Genomic DNA, 18,433 nt, shown 5'->3' with positions numbered 1-18,433 from the left:
TATTTCCTGCCAGAGAATTAATTCTCTGGCTCATAGCACAAGTCCGTCTCAACGGACTTAAATATTGTTCTATAGGGCTTTTACCTTCTGCCTACCTACGGAATGGCTGCGCGTCTACTGCCCTCTGCCCTCTGCCCTCTGCCTTCTTAACTATATGAGCCTGATCAAACCCCAACTGTCAAAAAGATTTTTAATTTTTACTAAAAGTCCTACCCTTTCTCACCAGTTAATGCTTGTAGGGTTAGCCATCACCCTTTTTTTCATATTCCTAGCATTGTTTGCCCCTTTGTTTGTGAGTTGGGGATGGCTGCAAAGCCCTACAGAGTTATTAAGTAACGTTCCTCTTGAGCCACCTTCAGCCAAGCATTGGTTCGGTACCGATAGCTTGGGCTATGACGTATTCTCACGCACAATCTTAGGTGCAAAAGCTGCACTGCAAGTTGTTTTGCTAGCCACCGCACTGAGTATGGCGATCGGTGTGCCTTTGGGTATGGTGAGTGGCTATGTTGGCGGTAGATTAGACAAGATGCTGCTGTTTTTAATGGATAGCATCTACACTCTACCGGGGTTATTGCTTTCGGTAACGCTGGCGTTTGTAGTGGGGCGGGGAATATTAAATGCCGCGATCGCCATTAGTATTGCTTACGTTCCTCAGTATTATCGAGTTGTCCGCAACCACACTGTCAGCGTCAAAACAGAAGTCTACATAGAAGCAGCACAAGCGATCGGTGCTAATACCTGGCAAGTACTTTCTCGCTATTTATTTTTCAACGTTATTCAAAGCGTACCCGTACTATTTACCCTTAACGCTGCCGATGCCATTCTCATTTTGGGTGGATTGGGCTTTTTAGGTTTAGGACTACCGGAAGCAGTACCAGAATGGGGACACGATTTAAAACAGGCTTTGCCAGCACTATCTACAGGCATTTGGTGGACTACACTTTTTCCGGGGCTAGCGATGACATCAATGGTGGTGGGGCTATCGCTACTGGGAGAAGGGTTAAATGAATTTATTAATCCCCGTTTGCGGCGAGAAAATGGAATTCGGAAATAGTTAATGATTTAGGGAGCTGGTGACACTACGCTCAAAATGACAGTGATCGCGTGGTGTGTTTGGTGCGACAGAAAATATCTCGCCATTGGCAGCAATAAGCTGAATTTCAAATAATAGCTCGCCATTATCCCCAAAGACACCTAAACCCATAACCTACCGCAGGTTCCTGTGTCGTTGAGTCGAAAGATGGTGAGTTTAACCCGATCAGGGTTACCATAGGCATCACGGATTTTTTGCGTTATTCCCTTTAGTGTTGGATCAATAAAATAGTTTTCGCTCTCTGGATCGATGGCTATATAACAGTTGTAATGAGTATCTATAAGTTGTGGGCGCAAGCGCTCGAAAACAACACGACACCGCATAGCAAGAGCATTTTGCTTTTCCTGACGGCGGTTCTTTTCAGAAACTGTTATTGGAGATGGCGGTAAGATGCGGGTGCGATGAGGGTGAGATAGCTGTGTCATTTTTCAATAAGAAGTATATAGTTGTGTGATTTTATTATGCTGTTATTTTGAGGTGCTTCAGGGAGTGCGTATTTACAGTCTACTAACTACCCTCATTTGATAATTTGATTTGCTAGTCTATTATTTGTTGTAATTCACCTGAGAGAATCGTGTGAAAGATAATCTTTCTTTAGTTGCGGCTGCTGCTGGTGGCTTTATGCTCTCTGTTGCCCTTGCTGGCATTTTACGTGGTACGCCCCTCCCATCTTGGCAGGCACAAGCCAATTTACATTCATCTTCAATGACTTATGTCAGTCAAGTTACAGTTGAGCCAAGTAAAATCAGCCAGAAAAAAACTAACCACAGGTAATAAGCTGTTACGTATGCAATTTACACATTTACTCGTGAGGGTTGTCATTAGTCATTTGTAACACAAAGGATAAATGACTCATGACGTTCATAACGAAAAAATGTGCAACGTTAGGCGCACATTAGGCTCAGTCGGCAGAAAGGGTATTGTGGTGACACCAGAAGTAATTGGTATTGACTTGGGGGGAACAGCAATTAAGCTGGGGCGTTTCACAGCTGATGGTACTTGCCGCAAGTCTTTAACTGTAGCGACTCCCCAACCTGCAACCCCAGAGGCAGTAATAGCGGCAATGGTGGATGCGATCGCCCTACTCGATCCGGAAAATCAAACTATAGCCATTGGTGTTGGTACTCCTGGGCCTCCAGATGCAGCCGGAAGAATTGCTAAACTCGCTATTAACCTGCCAGGATGGTGCGATGTTCCCCTTGCTGACGCTCTGGAAGCAAAAACTGGCAAACCAACGGTTGTGGCTAATGATGCTAATTGTGCGGGCTGGGGAGAAGCTTGGTTAGGAGCCGGGCGCTACTTTCAAAATCTGATTTTACTAACTTTGGGGACTGGTGTTGGTGGTGCAATTATTCTAAATGGGAAATTGTTTGTAGGGCATTATGGAGCAGCTGGGGAATTGGGTTTAATTACGTTTAATCCAGATGGCCCGGCGTGTAATAGTGGTAACCAAGGCTCTCTGGAGCAATATGTCTCAATTACGGCAATTCGTCGCCGCACTGGCAAAGATCCAGCAGAGTTGGGCAGTTTGGCAAAAGCGGGAGATCCTCAAGCTTTGGCTTTTTGGCAGGAGTACGGTAGAGATTTGGGTATCGGGTTAACTAGTTTAATTTACGTACTGACACCAGAAGCGATCGTAATTGGTGGTGGTGTCAGCGCTAGTGCTGAGTTTTTCTTACCAGCAGCCAAAAGAGAAATTGAAAAGCGAGTGTTGAGAACATCTCGCGTGGGAATACAACTGTTGGCAGCGGAATTAGGCAATTCTGCCGGGATGTTGGGTGCGGCAAAGTTGGCATGGCAAAAAGTCAATTTATAGCCCACAGTTAAGGGTGGGTAGAAATTTTTACATTTATGATGTTTAACTTCAAAAAATTAAGCAAAGCTCAGATTATTGCCTTGTCATGCATATGTGTATCCTTCTTGTCTGCCTGTTCTTCTCCCACCGCCCAAGAGTCTACTTCTGTTGGGGGCAATAGCAATACTTTACGACTTCTCTACTGGCAAGCGCCAACTATCCTCAATCCCCATCTAGCCCAAGGTAATAAAGATTTTGAGGGCAGTCGAGTTACTTACGAACCCCTTGCCACTTACAATAAAGACGGTAAATTAATCCTTTTTCTCGCTGCGGAAATTCCTACCGTTGAGAATGGTGGAATAGCGAAAGATGGCACCTCAGTCACTTGGAAGCTCAAGCAGGGAATTAAGTGGTCTGATGGTCAATCTTTTACAGCACAAGATGTGGTTTTCACTTATAAGTTTCTTTCTAACCCAGCTGTAGGTGCCACTAGTACTGCCTATTATGAAGCTGTTAAAAACGTTGAAGCTGTTGACGATTATACCGTCAAAATCAATTTTAAGAATATCAATCCAGCTTGGTCGTTACCTTTTGTTGGCGAAAACGGGATGATCTTGCCTCGCCATATTTTTGAGAAATATAACGGCTCTAACGCTAGGGAGGCTCCAGGTAATTTACTTCCTGTCGGCACTGGCCCTTACCGAGTAGTACAATTCAAGCCCGGTGATATTATCATCTATGAGCCTAATCCTGTATTTCGCGAAGCCAGTCAGCCTTTATTTAAACGAGTAGAACTCAAGGGTGGTGGTGATGCAACTTCGGCTGCTAGAGCAGTGCTGCAGACACAAAACGCAGATTTCGCTTGGAATCTCCAGGTAGAAGCCCCAATCCTCAAGCAACTGGAAACCGCAGGTCAAGGTAAACTACAAACTAGCTTTGGTGCTGAAGTAGAGCGGATGTTGATTAATCAGACAGATCCCAACCAGGCAACGCAGGAGGGTGAACGCTCAAGTCTCAAATATCGCCATCCCTTTTTTAGCGATCGCAAAGTTCGTCAGGCTTTTAGCTATGCTATCGATCGCGACACCATTGCCAAACAATTATATGGTGCGATCGGACGCCCGGCTGTAAATCTCTTAGTCGCACCTGATATTTATAATTCACCTAATACTAAATACGAATTTAACTTGCAAAAAGCTGCTGCCTTACTGGATGAGGCTGGATGGAAAGATACAAATGGTAACGGCATCCGAGATAAAAATGGCAAGGAGATGAGTGTTCTTTTCCAAACATCAGTTAACCCACTGCGTCAGAAAACTCAAGAAATTGTTAAACAAGCATTAACATCTCTTGGCGTCAGGGTAGAACTCAAAAGTATTGATCCGAGTATTTTCTTTTCAGCCGATCCTGCTAATCCAGATACCACTCTTCACTTCTACGCTGATATGCAAATGTTTACTACAGGTAATAACAGCCCAGATCCAGGCGCCTACATGAAGAGTTGGACTTGTGATGAAATTCCTCAGAAAAAGAATAATTGGTCTCGGCAAAATACTTCACGTTACTGCAATCCTCAATATGATGCCCTTTGGAAACAGTCTGCAACTGAGTTAAATCCCCAAAAGCGTCGGCAGCTATTTATTCAGATGAACGATCTGTTAATTAAAGATGGGGCGGTTATTCCCTTAATAGTTCGAGCTAACGTTGTTGGAGTCAACAATAGACTTGTTGGTGTAGATACAACTCCGTGGGATGCCGATACTTGGAATATTAAAGATTGGAGACGAAAGTAAGTGCAAGAAGGCAGATGGCAGAAGGAAGATTAGGTAATAGGGGATAGGAGACAGGAGACAGATAAGTTTAATTGTCCTGTTCCCTGTACCCTGTTGTACTACCAATTCTCTATAAGCTTTCACTTAATGAGTATCAATTTCTTCCTTTGTGTTCTTTGTGTTCTTTGTGGTTAGTTTTTTAATATTAAGTACATATTCCAGGGAAATTAGTATACGCAGTTCAGTAAGGCTACTTAAATTAAAACAGTGATTTAGGACAATCTGGGATCGAAAGCATCTCTTAAACCATCACCTATATAGTTAATACTTAGGACTGTGAGAAATATTGCCATCCCCGGAAAAATCACCATATAGGGAGCAAATTCCAAAAAGTTTTGTGCTTCATAAAGCATCCTTCCCCAGGTTGGCACGTCTGGCGGAAAACCCAAACCAAAAAAGCTGAGGGTGGATTCGGTAATAATTGCTGTACTTACTGCCAGCGTAGCAGCAACCAATACTGGACTGATGACATTGGGAAGAATGTGCATCCAAATCAGCCGCCAGGGAGTAGCGCCAAGGGCACGAGCTGCTGTGACAAATTCCATTTCCCGTACTGTCAAAAAGCCAGCTCGTACTAATCTTGCTACAGACATCCAATTGAGTCCACCGATCACCAGGACTACCAACACAAATATACCCAACTCCGGCCCGGCGATCGCCCTAATCGCATCACGAAACAGAAATATTACCAATAATAAAAGTGGCAATCGCGGTAAAGCCAGGCACAAGTCGGTGCAGCGCATTAAAATCATATCGAGCCAACCGCCAAAAAAACCGGAAATTGCACCCACGAGTGTACCCAGAAATATGGCAACCAACATTGAAAAAATGCCAACGGCAATTGATATTCGTCCCCCATACAAAACTCTAGCTAATATATCTTGACCGAGGTCATTTGTACCAAAGGGATGTTCCCAACTGGGGGGAAGGGTAGCTTGGGAGAAGTCTACTTTATTAATGGGAGTTGTGTATATTAAGGGGCCAAATAGGACACTCAAAACGATAATTAGCAGTACAACAGTAGCCAGCATCGCTGCACGATTGCGCCTGAATTTGCGCCATGCATCTTGTTTGGGTGTTCCTTGTATAGGAGTAATATCTGCTGTTACAGGAGAAATTCCGACTTCCGGGATTGGATCGGGCGATCGCTTAAACATAACTATTTTTCCAACTACTTCGTATATTTGACACGCGGATCTAGTAAACCATAGAGAATATCTGCAATTAGATTAAAAACAACAATCAAAATTGCATATATAAAAGTAATTGCCATAACAACTGGTGTATCGTTGCGATAAATAGAGTCAATTAGTAATGCACCAATACCAGGAACGCGAAAAACTTGTTCTGTAACTAAAGCTCCTGTAAAAATATTAGGAATATCCAATGCGACTAGTGTGACTACAGGGATGAGAGCATTTCGCAAGACGTGGCGATAAATCACTGCAAATGTAGGCAATCCCTTAGCATAAGCTGTACGCACGTAATCTTGATGAAGATTTTCTAGCACCTCAGAACGGACAAAGCGCATTAGCATTGCTGCTTGCCATAGTGCTAACACGCATACAGGCATAATCGACTGTTGAATTTGAGCGGTAAAGCTCTGCCAATCTGTCACTTGTAAAGTACTGTTGTAGATAAAAGGCAACCATTTTAATTGGACGCTAAAAATAATAATAAACAGCAAGCCCGTAAAAAATGTCGGTAGCGAAAACCCAAAAAAAACTAGAGTAGTTAAAATTACATCAAAAACAGAATGGCGTTTGAGAGCCGAGATTACTCCCAAAGGAACAGCCAAAATTGTACCCAGAATGTAAGCAGAGCCTACCACCCACAATGTTGTCGGCAAACGTTGGAGAATCAGTGCACCAACTGGACTACGGCTAGTAAAAGAATAGCCCATATCTCCAGTCATAAAAGCTACAAACCATTTGATGTAACGGATGTAGATCGGCTGATCTAAACCTAAGGATCTTCTGACGTTTTCGCGAACTTCGGCTGTCAGAGAGGGATTCAATGCAAACTCTCCCATGGGATCGCCTGGTGCCAATGCCAGGATAGCGAAAATTATTATACTAATGGCAAATAACGTCGGAATAGAAATTAGTAGACGATTAATTAAATATTTAGTCATTGCTTATAGAAATTGCTTTATTTGCTAGAGCAGGAATAATTCACTTAACTTATCTTACTTTATTCTTATTTCACTCTTATTTATTGAGTTTAAAATTAGGCTAAATTTACACACATGAATTAATAGTTTATCCAAAGAATTTACATGAGTGTCAATAACACTGGAACTTAAAGATTTTATAACTGCATGAGTTAGAGTAGATAAATGGAGTGCTATGAAAGAAACTGCTCTTACTTTGGCTAGACTTTTAAAACACTCTAAATTTTGGCTATTCGGTATAGTGACAGTATTAATTGCTATTTATATATTTCTGCTACGGAATATTATTTTTATTACTTATTCCTTTAGGAATTGTAAATACTGCTAGAATCGACCGACAAAATGCTAGTCAGATTAGCTATCAAGTAAAAGAGCAGATGAATCAGATTCAACAGGTTAAAGATACACTAGCTAGAGCGAAAACTAAAGCTGATCTAGAAGCAGTAGAAACTCTCATTGATACTCAAGAACGCTTTTTTGATATTAAAGATTTTCGTAAATTAGAAGAAGCAAAAACTTGGCTTTCAAACTTTGTTGCCAACTTTGAGAAGAGAACAATAATGCAAGCACAGGCAGCCAGATATTCTCGACGCTTGGGCTTACTGAAGCGTTCAATAAAATGGAATCTTGGAGCTTTAGTTGCTGGAGTTTTGTTTATTTATATCTGGCACGGCACTGGCTGGTTACGACTCTAAACTCATATAACTGTCTGAAGTAGAGCTTTAATTTTAAGATGCGATCGCCTGCAAATCCCTCTGACTAATCCCACATCTGGGTAAGCATCCGTCCCAACGGTTTGCTGTTCCCACGCCGGGATGACGAGGATCTCCTCCCGACACACTCAAAAGCACATCTGTCGGGCCTGGTGGAGACATTGAAAAACTTGTGGGTTTCCAAAAGTAAACGAATCGCGGTGTTTGCATCTTTAAAGGTAATAGAAGAAGCCAATATTTTTTTGGCGGTAAAAAAACCAACTGTAAAAAAGACCTCAGAAACAGCTACGTTGGTTAACACCTTTGTTGGAAATTTCATAACTTTATTCCTTGGAAAAGTGTGATGCCAATTTTGAATTTTAGATTTTTGGTTAAAAGCATTGATTAATAGGCTATTCGAGTGCTAATTGGAATGAATGCAGAAATACATGAGTTACAGATAAGACAATATCCGCAGGTTGTAAGTGCGATAAAAAACAGGTATTACTTTAAATATGAACTATGCAATCACCTTCAGGTTGAGGGAGCAATAGCCAGCACAGGAGGCAATTGAGAAACTACTCATCCAGTAATTTTGTTTAAATCTTGCAGAACTTCGGCAGCTGATTGATAGCGATCGCTAAAGTGATAGCGCACCATCTTATCTAAAATCGCTGCTAATGTTTCGTTAGTTTGTGCTTGGTGACGCCATTCTACAGTACCAGTTTCAGGATTAGGTTGAAGTTCATGTGGTGGTACACCTGTAATAGCTTGAATGGCAATCATCCCCAAGGCGTAAATATCACTACACAAGCGAGGATGTCCGGCAAATTGTTCTGGTGGTGCATAACCGCGCGTACCGATAGCGACTGTTGCTAATTCAGTTTGCTCGACAGTTTGAGGTTGCATCATTTTGACTGCACCAAAGTCAATTAATACTAGCCGATTATCTGTATCAGATCTGATAATATTACTTGGTTTAATATCTCGATGAATAACACGATGTTCGTGAACAAATGTTAGAACTTCTAAAATTCCTCTTAGCATTTCGGTTACATATGATTCATTTTTCACATCCTGAGTTGGTGATAATTCTTCGCTAAGAGGATGTCCAGAAATATATTCTTGTACTAAATAAAATTCTTTATTTTCTTCAAAATATGCTAGTAGTTCGGGAATTTGTGGATGTCTACCTAAAATTTCTAAAATGTCCGCTTCTGCATCGAATAATCTCCTTGCAACTTGCATAAATTTTGTATCTCGACGGGCTGGCATTAGTTGTTTTACTACACAAATCGGACTGCCCGGACGCTGGATATCTTTTGCTATGTAAGTGCAGCCAAATCCACCAGAAGCAAGTACTTTCGCAATTTGATACCGTCCGCCCAAAATAAAATCACCAGTTGCTTTTTCTGTTTGGTCGAGTGTAGTGGAAGAATGAATGTGTTTATCTTGAATAGCTATAGTAGTTTCTTTAAGCAGTGTATTTAATTGTTCAATTGCCTCTTTTTGCTTTTCAACTTGCAGGATAATTACCTTTGTTTGTTGCTGAGTTTGGTAAGTAGTGTAAGCCATAACACTAACACCACTTAAAAGCAAAGTTAAGGCAGGTGGTACGATTGGTAACCACCCCCCTTGCAGAAATAACAAATAGCACACTCCCACCAAACCACCCAAAGAAATTCCGCCAGCCAAACCCAAACGCAAGGGGTATCGCAATCGCCAAGCTAAAAAGCCACCTATTATTGCCCAGCCCCATATCCACACGGCTTCCATCCAGTTAGATAAATACCAAATGAGAGGACGCCCATCTAGCACCGTACTGATAATCTCACTTGCCACCTGTGCATGAATAAAGACAGCCGGCATTCTGGGTGGATGTTGGGGTGAAGCGCTGTAGGGTGTATAAAAGCCTGGATGAACGCTACGAGCAGTAGTACCGATAATTACAAGACGGTCTTTTACCCAACTAGAGTCTACCCGATTTTGCAAAAGTTGAGTGAGAGTTACTTGCCGGGCAAAATTAGAGGGATTACGGTAATTCAGTAAGATTTGATAGCCCTTTGCATCTATGTTTTGATAACCACCTGAATTCTCTAACAAAGGTGGGAATTTAGTTTTACCTATATAAAAATGCTCTTCGTTATTGAAATTGTACTCAAAACCTTGTTTTTCTAGATATTTAATTGCGAGTAGAGCTGCAAATGAGAATTGAGTTGTACATTTGCGATCGCTAGAACCCGCAAATAACAAACTACGACGGATAACGCCATCGTTGTCAGCAATCACATCACTAAAGCCTACCCGATCTATAGGAAAATTTAGTGGTGGTGGAATTTCCGGACTACCCATACTGCTGAATGTGCAGTAAGTGATTATGTTATCCCGATTTTTAAGACCAGATCCTAAATTTTTCTGCTTGGAACGGTCGATACTTAAACCAATTAGCCGTGGTTGGTATGATTGTAGCTTCGCTAACAGTTGATTGATGGTATTGTCTGGTAAAGAAAAATCTTCCGATCCCAAATCCTCTTCAGTGACAGTAACTAGTAAAATACGGGGATCTGGTGCTTCCTGAGGACGTAACCGCAACATCTGATCGTAAGCGCTTAACTCCCAAGGCTGCAACCACCTCAAATGACGAACTCCAAGTACTAAAATGGTGACTCCTACACTAGTAACAAAAATTGCTTGCAGCCAGTTTTTGACAGCAGCATCCTGAGGAAGTTTATCTTTCACCAACGAGAGACGGAGTTGTTGTAAAAGTCGCTTAATCACGGCGTTGTGGCTGTAGCCAGGATTTGGTAGACGTTGCTGAGTTGGGATGTTGAATTTATCCCAAGTATTCTCAATGTACCAATTTAGTTGCTAAAGTTAGCTTTTGGGTTTGTTATGAGTTGCTTCTGTATTACTCCACACTCATTACACCCTATTCCGCAAAGCTGACAAATTCTAGAGCAGAGGGAGTGCCCATATGAAGACAAGGGGACACAGGGACAAGGAGAGGGGGAGACAAGGGGACAAGGAGACAAGGAGAGTGGGAGAACTACTGTATGGGCGGGTTTAGAAGATAAGTTATCTGTTTTGACTCAAAGATAATCAGCAAAACCCGCACGGCAGTCGCTACAACCGGGGGAACCCCGGCAACGCGCTGCCTCCCCTACGAATGACAAATTACCAATGACTATTGACTATTTACTTTTAGGAATCACATATCTTATTCCGCCTTTTGCTCCAATAGTATCACCTTTGTAACGAGGGATAATATGAATACTGGCGTGCATCATATTTTGCCCTGCATCTCGATTGATGTTCATGCCCACATTAAAACCATCTGGTTCAAATTCTTGACTGAGAATGGCTTGCACTTTATTAACCATAAGCCAACAAGCAGATTGCTCTTTCAGAGGTAGCTCAAAATAATTACTGACATGACGTTTTGGAATAACCAAAACATGACCTTTACTTACAGGATAGCCGTCAAACATAGCATAAGCTGTTGCTGATTCGGTTAGTATAGTTAGGTTTTTATGAGGATTGCAGAATAGGCAATTATTGGAGGAATTTCTCTGGAGGTTGTAGTGTCTGTACTCATAAATTTCGTAAGAATCATCTAAATATATTGATTGAAAAGGAAGTTTAACAATGCATTGATATGTAGGTTTTTTGTGAATATAATGTTCTCTAAACCCTTCTCTTTTTATATCTCTTCTCACTGCATAATATGCTTTACCACCTGGTTCCAATAGATGCGATATTTCCATAAGAACCTTTGCTTGCTCCTCAGGAAATAAAACATTTAAAACGTATAAGCAAATAATAGTATCAAATTTTTCGTTAGGATACTGGGGAAAATAATACGGATCGTAACCTGTAATATCAACTCCTTTTTGTTGTAATAATTTAACATCATTGCCAAAGCCACAACCAAAGTCTAGAATTTTACCTTGAAGCAATTTTTTTGCAAATAAAAACTGTGTAGGTACTGATAGGTAAATTCTTTCTATGGCTGTGAGGTGACTATATTTATTTTTTTGCTTTTTCATCTGCTAGAGGAAATAGAGAAGATAGTTAGGCTGAAAAAAAAGCGCGATCGCTAAAATCCAAGCCCTTTTTTCAGAGAACTTGGAGATAAGAGTAGTATTTGCTACATTCTATATAGTCGTTACAAAAAAAATCACTAGTATTTCAACTAAAAAAGGTATGCGATCTAGCTCAATCTTGTTCAAAGTAAAAAATTAGGCGTTGCTGATTTAGGCTATGAAAATAATTTTTCGTAATGGCAAAACCCCTGCCCAGACGCGATATATCGCGTCTCTACACATCAAATTCATACCGCGATTCAGCAACGCCAAAAATTAGATACTTTTTGAAATCCTTGACAGCCCACTTACGCAACTTTTGTAAACGATATTCTAATCCTTTTTATCAAAAAGACAGACGATGCGAAGATATGGCGATCGCATCTCCTGAGTAATGTTGAGTAATTTCTTAGATTTGCTTTACATCCTATCCAATCCAGACAGTGCTATAAATCAGAATTAGCATCCATAGTGCGATCGCCCTCTTATTTGCAGTAAGTCTGGATATATGAAACTGAGCCTGTGCATGATTGTCAAAGACGAAGAACGAGTACTACCCAAATGCCTGGGCAGCGTCAAAAATGTGGTAGACGAAATAGTAGTAATAGATACAGGTTCGAGCGATCGCACTCCCCAAATTGCTCAGAAGTTTGGTGCCAAAGTACATCAGTTTCAATGGTGCAATGACTTTAGTGCTGCCAGAAATGCAGCTTTAAAATACGTCACAGGCGATTGGATCTTGGTATTAGATGCGGATGAAAGCCTGACGCAGAAGATTGTGCCGCAGTTGCGAGAGGTGATCCACAGTGAAGAATACCTACTTATTAACCTCCTTCGCCAAGAACTGGGTGCTGTACAATCTCCCTATTCTTTAGTTTCCCGCCTATTTCGCAATCATCCGCAAATTCGCTTTTCTCGTCCTTACCACGCTTTGGTAGATGATAGCGTCACCGAGATTTTACGCCAAGAACCCCACTGGCAAATTGGTTATTTACAAGGTGTGGCAATTCTACATTCCGGTTATCAAAAAAGTACTATTAACCAAAGCAACAAACACGCTAAAGCCCAAAAGGCGATGGAAGAGTTTCTTGCTACCCATCCCCAAGATCCTTATGTGTGCAGTAAATTGGGTGCTTTGTACGTAGAGACGGGAAAAATAGCTGAAGGTGTAGATTTACTGGCAAAAGGAGTTAAAATTGCCGGGGAAAACTACGATATTTTATACGAACTTTACTATCATTTAGGCATTGCTTGCAGTCGTTTGCAAAATCCCAAACAGGCTATCGTTTACTATCAAGCTGCAATCAAACTACCTATTTATCCCATGCTGAAACTGGGAGCATACAATAATTTGGGCAATTTATTAAAAGCAACTGGAGATTTAAAAGGTGCGAAAACAGCTTATGAAACGGCTTTGCAGATAGACCCTAGTTTTGCTGCTGGGCATTACAATCTGGGAATGACTCTTAAAGCGATGGGTTTATTTATAGAGGCGATCGCATCTTATCAAAAAGCAATTGTCTTAAACCCTAAAAATGCAGATGCTTATCAGAACTTAGGAGTAGTGCTACTGAAAGTCGGCAATGTACAAGGCAGTTTAAATGCTTTTCGCCAAGCGATCGCCCTCCATGAAAAACACAACCCTGAAGAAGCAAAACGGCTACGCCAGGGTTTACAGGAGATGGGGTTGATGTAAACAGAAATAGTTTTCTGTTTTAGGGTGACAAACGCTCTATTTTCCAACTGTGCTCGTTGAGGCGAGTATACAGCAAGCGATCGTGCAGGCGACTAGGACGTCCTTGCCAAAACTCAATTTCTGTCGGGATCACGCGCAAACCTCCCCAGTAAGGAGGGCGGGGTATATCTTGATTTTCATATTTGGCTTGCAGTGCTTGCAAACGCTGCTCCAATTCTTCTCGGCTTGCTATTACCTCACTTTGATGAGATGCCCATGCGCCGAGACGGCTATTGAAAGGGCGACTTTGAAAATACTCATCTGACTCTTGTTCAGAAACTTTTTCCACATACCCAGCAATACGGACTTGCCGTTCTAGTTCTGCCCACCAAAAAACTAAGGCAGCTTGAGGGTTTTCGGCTAACTCTTGTCCTTTTTGACTGTTGTAGTTGGTAAAGAAAACAAAACCCCGTTCGTCAAAATCTTTTAGCAGCACCATTCTTGCTGAGGGTTTGCCGTCTGGTGTGGCGGTAGCAACAGCCATAGCGTTTGGTTCTGGCAATTGGGCATCTAGTGCCTGGTCAAACCATTTTTGAAATTGTATAAAAGGATTTGGATCAATATCATTTTCGCTCAAACCCTGCAATGTATAATCTTTGCGAAGGTCGGCTAAGGTTTTTTCCATTGCGCTCTGCTTCCTTCTTTCTAAATTAGGTGAGTGGAAATAATCATACCTATGTTACGAAAAGTAAACACGCCTAGAACCCTCACCAATAGACTAATAACTAAAAATATCTGTGATGATGATAATTAGCATTGAGTAGTTTTTACTTACAATAGCCAAGGAGTTTTGTAAATATATTGCCTCAAATGCGCCGCTGGGCCTCTCTTCAAAATCTGTTAGTCTATGGTTTGAGCGGCCCAATTATCGCGCTCAATGTATGGTTGCTGTCTGTTTTTTATCGTTATTTCCAGCATCCAATTACTATTCTCAGTATTGCGGCAATTCTCGCATTTTTATTGAACTACCCAGTTAAGTTCTTTGAGAACGCTCGCATTTCTCGTACACAGGCAGTGATTGTAGTATTACTACTGACTTTAACGCTGGTAGTAGTCTTGGGCGTTACGCTTGTACCAATAGTTATTGACCAAACTATCCAACTATTAAACAAGATACCTGATTGGCTTGCGACTAGTCAGGATAACTTGGATTACATAGAAGCTTTGGCTAAGAAGCGACGTTTGCCTTTAGATTTTACTGTAGTTAGCAATCAAATCAATGCCAATATTCAGAGTTTGGTGCAGCAACTAGCTTCAACTGCTGTTGGATTTGCCGGAACTTTGCTATCAGGAATAATTAACGTGGTACTAGTGGTTGTACTGGCATTTTATATGCTGTTGTATGGCGATCGCGTTTGGTATGGCTTGGTGAAGCTTTTACCACTCCGTATTCGCGTACCTCTCACCACTTCCTTACGGTTAAATTTCCAGAACTTTTTCCTCTCCCAATTACTATTGGGACTATTTATGGTAGTAAGCCTTACTCCCATTTTTTTAGTTTTGAAAGTTCCCTTTGCGCTCGTGTTTGCTATCTGGATCGGCGTCTGGGAACTGATTCCTTTTGTAGGAGCGACTCTTGGAATTGGCAGCGTCACGATTTTACTGCTTTTGCAAAGTTGGTGGTTAGCAGTTCAAGTCGCATTGGCAGCAATTTTCATGCAACAAATAAAAGATAACCTGCTAGGCCCCAAATTACTGGGAAATTTTATCGGACTCAATCCAATCTGGATTTTTGTTGCAATTTTAATGGGATTTGAAATTGCCGGTTTACTGGGAACACTCGTTGCTGTACCTATTGCTGGCACAATTAAAGGCACCTTTGATGCTCTAAAAAATTCCAAGCCCAGAAAGCCTGTATCAGAGATTACTATTGAACCAGAACTGCCTATTGAGTAAAGGGGATTGGGTACTGGGGATTGGGGATTGGGAAGAAGAAGATAAGGAGACGCGGGGACAAGTAGTTGAGGGAGGTGAGGAAGGTGAGGAAGTAATAAAAGTAAATTCTTCCCAATCTTCCCTATCTCCCTCATCTTTTCCTCTTTCTAATCCCTAGTCCTTAGTACCGAGTCCCTATTTTTTGCAAAGGTTACTACAAAAAAGATAAAAGTATTTTTAGATACATTTATTTGTACACGTAAATATCATATTACACTTGATTTTTTATACTCTCTCCAATAACATTTGTTTGTGAACTCGCAATAGTCGTATGTCTCTAAACATCTTACATTTATGATTTATCGTATCAAAAATTACAATTTCCTATATTAGTATTTGTGATTTTTAGGAAATCATTCAGCAGAACTTACTACCAATTATCTAGTATCCAATGAGACAAATAAGTTTTGTAATAAATTTTATCTTTTGCTTAACTCTGGCTTTATTCACAATTCAAAGAGAGGTTGGTGGATAGTGATTTAGTAGATAGTGGATAGTGGTAAAAATAAACTGCTAACTACTAATATCAAAGATGCGAGAAACCTAAGCGTCTCTACCTACTGTATAGGGAAGTTTGAAAGATAATATTGTTGATTTGAAGCGAAAAATCGAATCCTAACCTACTAACTACTGTACGGGCGGGTTTTAATCAGCAATCTCTGGATGAAAACGAAATATCTGTAGAAGTCCGCACGGCAGTCGCACTCAACGAGGGAACCTCCAAGGGCGCGCTGCCTCCCCTACCAACTACTAACTACTAACCATAGAATTTGTTGATGGATGCTTCCGAGCTACTGGCAACAATTGAGAATCTAATCAATCAAGCACAAGCCGGGGAAATAGATCCTTGGGATGTGCAGGTAATTGAGGTAATTGACCGTTATATAGAATTAATGGCATCAGAAGCTACAAATAGAAGCTATGAAGCTGACTTATCTCAATCTGGACAAGCAATTCTGTCAGCATCGATGCTGGTGTTATTTAAAGCAAACACTTTAATGGAGTTGCAGTCAGCACAAGAACAAGAAACTCTTGTAGATGATATTTTACTAGAACCAGAGGATGCAGTTTTATCTCCAAATCATCGATTGCCATTAGAACGACATTTACGTCGTCGTCCGGCAGCGATGCCTCCGCCAAAGCGTCGGGTGACTCTGCAAGAGTTGATTGACCAATTGCAGCTCATGGCAGAACATTTAAAGCTGGTGGAAAAAGTCAGCAAACCACCTCGTCCCCGGCGTCAACCTGGTTTGCAAACTATGCGGGCGGCACTGGAGTTGGCTCACCAGGAAAACCTCACAGAAGTGGCTGGAGAATTAGAGCAAGTATTGTATAGTTGGTCAACACAATTGTGCTTAGAACAAAATTGGTTGGATTTGGAACAATTGGTACAGTTGTGGACTCAGACAAAGCAATCACAACACAATGGATCTGCTCACGACTCACCAAACAGTCATGTAGTAGGTGTGTTTTGGGCATTGTTATTGCTTTCGGCTCAATCCAAAGTGGAGCTTTTTCAAGAGGAGTTTTACCAGAATATTAAAATTCGGTTGCTCACAAATTCACAAAATACCGACAAAAGCTTGGAGCCGTTAAGGAATTAAATAAGGCGCTCTTCAGCAGGAGTGATAAATATCGCCCGTAGGCGTCTAGCTCAAAAATACACATAATTTATACAATTAGTGTTTTAGCTAATGTTTCAATCAACCCCAAAATTTGAGTACAGTGAAGAGATGAGCAATCATCCAGGCGATCGCATATCATTAACCTATGCCTATGCTAATACCATGTTCATTACTTCCCCTAATTCAGTCCATGTCAGGATGACTCAGAGCATAAAATAAACTGATTATGAAGTATCACTCCATGAAAGTTAACTGGCTTGTGGTTGAGGAATAAAGATTTATGAAGGCGATGATTCTGGCTGCGGGTAAGGGAACTCGTGTTCGTCCTATTACGTACACTATGCCCAAACCGATGATGCCCATCCTGCAAAAGCCAGTGATGGAATTTCTACTAGAACTGTTACGCCAACATGGGTTTGACCAAATTATGGTCAACGTTAGTCATTTGGCAGAGGAAATTGAAAGCTATTTCCGTGATGGGCAGCGGTTTGGCGTCCAGATTGCTTATTCTTTTGAAGGGCGGATTGTTGAAGGTACGCTGGTAGGAGAAGCCCTTGGTTCTGCTGGCGGCATGAAAAAAATTCAGGACTTTTACCCATTTTTTGATGACACTTTTGTAGTGTTGTGCGGAGATGCTCTCATTGATTTAGATTTGACGGCGGCTGTGAAGTGGCATAAATCAAAGGGTTCGATCGCCACCATCATCATGAAATCCGTTCCTAAGGAAGAAGTTCCTAGCTATGGTGTAGTTGTCACCGATGAAGAAGGGCGTGTTAAAGCTTTCCAAGAAAAACCCAAGGTAGACGAAGCCCTAAGCACCAATATCAACACGGGTATCTATATTTTTGAACCAGAGGTATTGAACTATATTCCCTCTGGTAGTGAGTATGACATTGGTAGCCAATTATTCCCCAAACTAGTGGAATTAGGTGCGCCTTTCTATGCCATTCCAATGGATTTTGAATGGGTGGATATTGGTAAAGTTCCAGATTACTGGCGAGCAATTCGTGGTGTGCTGTCGGGAGAAATTAAAAACGTCCAGATTCCCGGCCAGCAAGTTGCCCCTGGTATTTACACTGGCTTAAATGTAGCAGTGAACTGGGACAAAGTCGATATCACAGGCCCAGTATACATTGGGGGCATGACCAAGATCGAAGATGGAGCTAAAATTGTTGGCCCCACAATGATCGGCCCCAATTGCTGGATCTGCAGTGGCGCAACGGTAGAAAACAGTGTAATTTTTGAGTGGTCGCGTTTAGGCCCAGGAGCGCGGCTAGTTGATAAGTTGGTGTTTGGACGATACTGCGTAGATAAGACTGGGGCAACGATAGATGTTCAAGCCGCAGCTCTAGACTGGTTGATTACCGATGCTAGACAAACACCAGTATCTCAAACCCCACTAGAACGGCAAGCGATCGCCGAATTGTTGGGGACAAACGCAAATTAGGGACTAGGGACTCGGTACTAGGGA

20 protein-coding genes are annotated in these 18,433 nt (G+C 41.6%); 12 read left to right on the top strand and 8 right to left on the bottom strand.

The window, feature by feature from the left end; genetic code table 11:
• Nucleotides 1-154: 154 nt before the first annotated feature.
• Nucleotides 155-1,054 (top strand): ABC transporter permease, encoded by a 900-nt coding sequence (locus tag UYC_RS0105780; RefSeq protein ID WP_016873703.1) that lies wholly within the window; start codon nucleotides 155-157, stop codon nucleotides 1,052-1,054.
• Here the strand turns inward: UYC_RS0105780 and UYC_RS38785 are convergent, their stop codons facing one another.
• Both UYC_RS38785 and UYC_RS0105770 read right to left on the bottom strand, forming a co-directional pair.
• Entirely contained in the window at nucleotides 1,055-1,204 is a 150-nt protein-coding gene (locus UYC_RS38785; protein WP_016873702.1) for a hypothetical protein, read from the bottom strand.
• Nucleotides 1,195-1,518: a hypothetical protein gene (locus tag UYC_RS0105770; protein WP_016873701.1), complete on the bottom strand. Its 324-nt coding sequence runs from the start codon at nucleotides 1,516-1,518 to the stop codon at nucleotides 1,195-1,197. The genes UYC_RS38785 and UYC_RS0105770 overlap by 10 nt, the downstream gene beginning before the upstream one ends.
• Nucleotides 1,519-1,669: 151 nt before the next feature.
• Here UYC_RS0105770 and UYC_RS0105765 point away from each other — a divergent pair, with 151 nt between their 5' ends.
• From UYC_RS0105765 to UYC_RS0105755, 3 genes are all read left to right on the top strand, one after another.
• Nucleotides 1,670-1,867, top strand: coding sequence for a hypothetical protein (locus tag UYC_RS0105765; protein WP_016873700.1), 198 nt, complete (start codon nucleotides 1,670-1,672; stop codon nucleotides 1,865-1,867).
• Nucleotides 1,868-1,967: 100 nt separating this feature from the next.
• On the top strand, nucleotides 1,968-2,909 hold the full coding sequence (locus UYC_RS0105760) for an ROK family protein (RefSeq protein ID WP_200862358.1): 942 nt from the start codon (nucleotides 1,968-1,970) through the stop codon (nucleotides 2,907-2,909).
• 35 nt (nucleotides 2,910-2,944) lie between these two features.
• Nucleotides 2,945-4,681: a peptide ABC transporter substrate-binding protein gene (locus tag UYC_RS0105755; RefSeq protein ID WP_235181603.1), complete on the top strand. Its 1,737-nt coding sequence runs from the start codon at nucleotides 2,945-2,947 to the stop codon at nucleotides 4,679-4,681.
• A 251-nt stretch (nucleotides 4,682-4,932) separates the two neighbouring features.
• Here UYC_RS0105755 and UYC_RS0105750 read toward each other — a convergent pair whose 3' ends face one another.
• Both UYC_RS0105750 and UYC_RS0105745 read right to left on the bottom strand, forming a co-directional pair.
• Nucleotides 4,933-5,877: an ABC transporter permease gene (locus tag UYC_RS0105750; protein ID WP_016873697.1), complete on the bottom strand. Its 945-nt coding sequence runs from the start codon at nucleotides 5,875-5,877 to the stop codon at nucleotides 4,933-4,935.
• Between the two features lie 14 nt (nucleotides 5,878-5,891).
• Entirely contained in the window at nucleotides 5,892-6,854 is a 963-nt protein-coding gene (locus tag UYC_RS0105745; protein WP_016873696.1) for an ABC transporter permease, read from the bottom strand.
• Between the two features lie 293 nt (nucleotides 6,855-7,147).
• Between UYC_RS0105745 and hpsJ-A the strand changes: the two genes are divergently transcribed.
• Nucleotides 7,148-7,588: an HpsJ-like protein, cyanoexosortase A-associated gene (gene hpsJ-A, locus UYC_RS0105740; protein WP_235082889.1), complete on the top strand. Its 441-nt coding sequence runs from the start codon at nucleotides 7,148-7,150 to the stop codon at nucleotides 7,586-7,588.
• Nucleotides 7,589-7,621: 33 nt separating this feature from the next.
• On the opposite strand, the gene UYC_RS37570 is transcribed toward hpsJ-A, so the two are convergent.
• The 3 genes from UYC_RS37570 to UYC_RS0105725 all read right to left on the bottom strand — a co-directional run bounded on the left by UYC_RS37570 (nucleotide 7,622) and on the right by UYC_RS0105725 (nucleotide 11,631).
• Complete coding sequence (locus UYC_RS37570) at nucleotides 7,622-7,768, bottom strand: hypothetical protein (protein ID WP_157171217.1); 147 nt, start codon at nucleotides 7,766-7,768, stop codon at nucleotides 7,622-7,624.
• A gap of 399 nt (nucleotides 7,769-8,167) precedes the next feature.
• Nucleotides 8,168-10,363 (bottom strand): CHASE2 domain-containing protein, encoded by a 2,196-nt coding sequence (locus UYC_RS0105730; RefSeq protein ID WP_016873693.1) that lies wholly within the window; start codon nucleotides 10,361-10,363, stop codon nucleotides 8,168-8,170.
• A 413-nt stretch (nucleotides 10,364-10,776) separates the two neighbouring features.
• Entirely contained in the window at nucleotides 10,777-11,631 is an 855-nt protein-coding gene (locus UYC_RS0105725; RefSeq protein ID WP_016873692.1) for an HIT family protein, read from the bottom strand.
• Nucleotides 11,632-11,864: 233 nt separating this feature from the next.
• Here UYC_RS0105725 and UYC_RS37565 point away from each other — a divergent pair, with 233 nt between their 5' ends.
• Nucleotides 11,865-12,062: a hypothetical protein gene (locus UYC_RS37565; protein WP_127011381.1), complete on the top strand. Its 198-nt coding sequence runs from the start codon at nucleotides 11,865-11,867 to the stop codon at nucleotides 12,060-12,062.
• Nucleotides 12,063-12,193: 131 nt separating this feature from the next.
• A complete protein-coding gene (locus UYC_RS0105720; RefSeq protein WP_016873691.1) occupies nucleotides 12,194-13,363 on the top strand; it encodes a tetratricopeptide repeat protein in 1,170 nt (389 codons plus the stop codon).
• Between the two features lie 19 nt (nucleotides 13,364-13,382).
• On the opposite strand, the gene pdxH is transcribed toward UYC_RS0105720, so the two are convergent.
• Entirely contained in the window at nucleotides 13,383-14,027 is a 645-nt protein-coding gene (pdxH, locus tag UYC_RS0105715) for a pyridoxamine 5'-phosphate oxidase (RefSeq protein WP_016873690.1), read from the bottom strand.
• 185 nt (nucleotides 14,028-14,212) lie between these two features.
• Between pdxH and UYC_RS0105710 the strand changes: the two genes are divergently transcribed.
• The 5 genes from UYC_RS0105710 to UYC_RS0105695 all read left to right on the top strand — a co-directional run bounded on the left by UYC_RS0105710 (nucleotide 14,213) and on the right by UYC_RS0105695 (nucleotide 18,409).
• Nucleotides 14,213-15,298: an AI-2E family transporter gene (locus tag UYC_RS0105710; RefSeq protein WP_016873689.1), complete on the top strand. Its 1,086-nt coding sequence runs from the start codon at nucleotides 14,213-14,215 to the stop codon at nucleotides 15,296-15,298.
• Complete coding sequence (locus UYC_RS38780) at nucleotides 15,291-15,455, top strand: hypothetical protein (protein ID WP_016873688.1); 165 nt, start codon at nucleotides 15,291-15,293, stop codon at nucleotides 15,453-15,455. The genes UYC_RS0105710 and UYC_RS38780 overlap by 8 nt, the downstream gene beginning before the upstream one ends.
• A gap of 658 nt (nucleotides 15,456-16,113) precedes the next feature.
• Nucleotides 16,114-16,941 (top strand): segregation/condensation protein A, encoded by an 828-nt coding sequence (locus tag UYC_RS0105700; protein WP_016873687.1) that lies wholly within the window; start codon nucleotides 16,114-16,116, stop codon nucleotides 16,939-16,941.
• Between the two features lie 90 nt (nucleotides 16,942-17,031).
• Nucleotides 17,032-17,181, top strand: a complete 150-nt coding sequence (locus UYC_RS37555; RefSeq protein ID WP_157171216.1) for a hypothetical protein — start codon at nucleotides 17,032-17,034, stop codon at nucleotides 17,179-17,181.
• A 61-nt stretch (nucleotides 17,182-17,242) separates the two neighbouring features.
• Complete coding sequence (locus tag UYC_RS0105695; RefSeq protein ID WP_016873686.1) at nucleotides 17,243-18,409, top strand: nucleotidyltransferase family protein; 1,167 nt, start codon at nucleotides 17,243-17,245, stop codon at nucleotides 18,407-18,409.
• The last annotated feature ends 24 nt before the right edge of the window (nucleotides 18,410-18,433 follow it).

It is taken from the genome of Chlorogloeopsis fritschii PCC 6912, from assembly GCF_000317285.1.
In the GTDB taxonomy this organism is placed as follows: domain Bacteria; phylum Cyanobacteriota; class Cyanobacteriia; order Cyanobacteriales; family Nostocaceae; genus Chlorogloeopsis; species Chlorogloeopsis fritschii.
This window is presented reverse-complemented; position numbering and strand designations above follow the sequence as displayed.

Bases quoted from the DNA above. Each gene is read 5' to 3' on its own strand.
- UYC_RS0105695 (WP_016873686.1), top strand. From the start codon at position 17,243: ATGAAGGCGATGATTCTGGCTGCGGGTAAGGGAACTCGTGTTCGTCCT.
- UYC_RS0105710 (WP_016873689.1), top strand. From the start codon at position 14,213: ATGCGCCGCTGGGCCTCTCTTCAAAATCTGTTAGTCTATGGTTTGAGC.
- UYC_RS0105760 (WP_200862358.1), top strand. From the start codon at position 1,968: ATGTGCAACGTTAGGCGCACATTAGGCTCAGTCGGCAGAAAGGGTATT.
- UYC_RS0105745 (WP_016873696.1), bottom strand. From the start codon at position 6,854: ATGACTAAATATTTAATTAATCGTCTACTAATTTCTATTCCGACGTTA.
- UYC_RS37555 (WP_157171216.1), top strand. From the start codon at position 17,032: ATGTTTCAATCAACCCCAAAATTTGAGTACAGTGAAGAGATGAGCAAT.
- UYC_RS0105725 (WP_016873692.1), bottom strand. From the start codon at position 11,631: ATGAAAAAGCAAAAAAATAAATATAGTCACCTCACAGCCATAGAAAGA.
- UYC_RS0105780 (WP_016873703.1), top strand. From the start codon at position 155: ATGAGCCTGATCAAACCCCAACTGTCAAAAAGATTTTTAATTTTTACT.
- pdxH (WP_016873690.1), bottom strand. From the start codon at position 14,027: ATGGAAAAAACCTTAGCCGACCTTCGCAAAGATTATACATTGCAGGGT.
- UYC_RS0105720 (WP_016873691.1), top strand. From the start codon at position 12,194: ATGATTGTCAAAGACGAAGAACGAGTACTACCCAAATGCCTGGGCAGC.
- UYC_RS37570 (WP_157171217.1), bottom strand. From the start codon at position 7,768: ATGTCTCCACCAGGCCCGACAGATGTGCTTTTGAGTGTGTCGGGAGGA.
- UYC_RS0105750 (WP_016873697.1), bottom strand. From the start codon at position 5,877: ATGTTTAAGCGATCGCCCGATCCAATCCCGGAAGTCGGAATTTCTCCT.
- UYC_RS0105770 (WP_016873701.1), bottom strand. From the start codon at position 1,518: ATGACACAGCTATCTCACCCTCATCGCACCCGCATCTTACCGCCATCT.
- UYC_RS0105700 (WP_016873687.1), top strand. From the start codon at position 16,114: ATGGATGCTTCCGAGCTACTGGCAACAATTGAGAATCTAATCAATCAA.
- UYC_RS37565 (WP_127011381.1), top strand. From the start codon at position 11,865: ATGGCAAAACCCCTGCCCAGACGCGATATATCGCGTCTCTACACATCA.
- UYC_RS38785 (WP_016873702.1), bottom strand. From the start codon at position 1,204: ATGGGTTTAGGTGTCTTTGGGGATAATGGCGAGCTATTATTTGAAATT.
- UYC_RS0105755 (WP_235181603.1), top strand. From the start codon at position 2,945: ATGATGTTTAACTTCAAAAAATTAAGCAAAGCTCAGATTATTGCCTTG.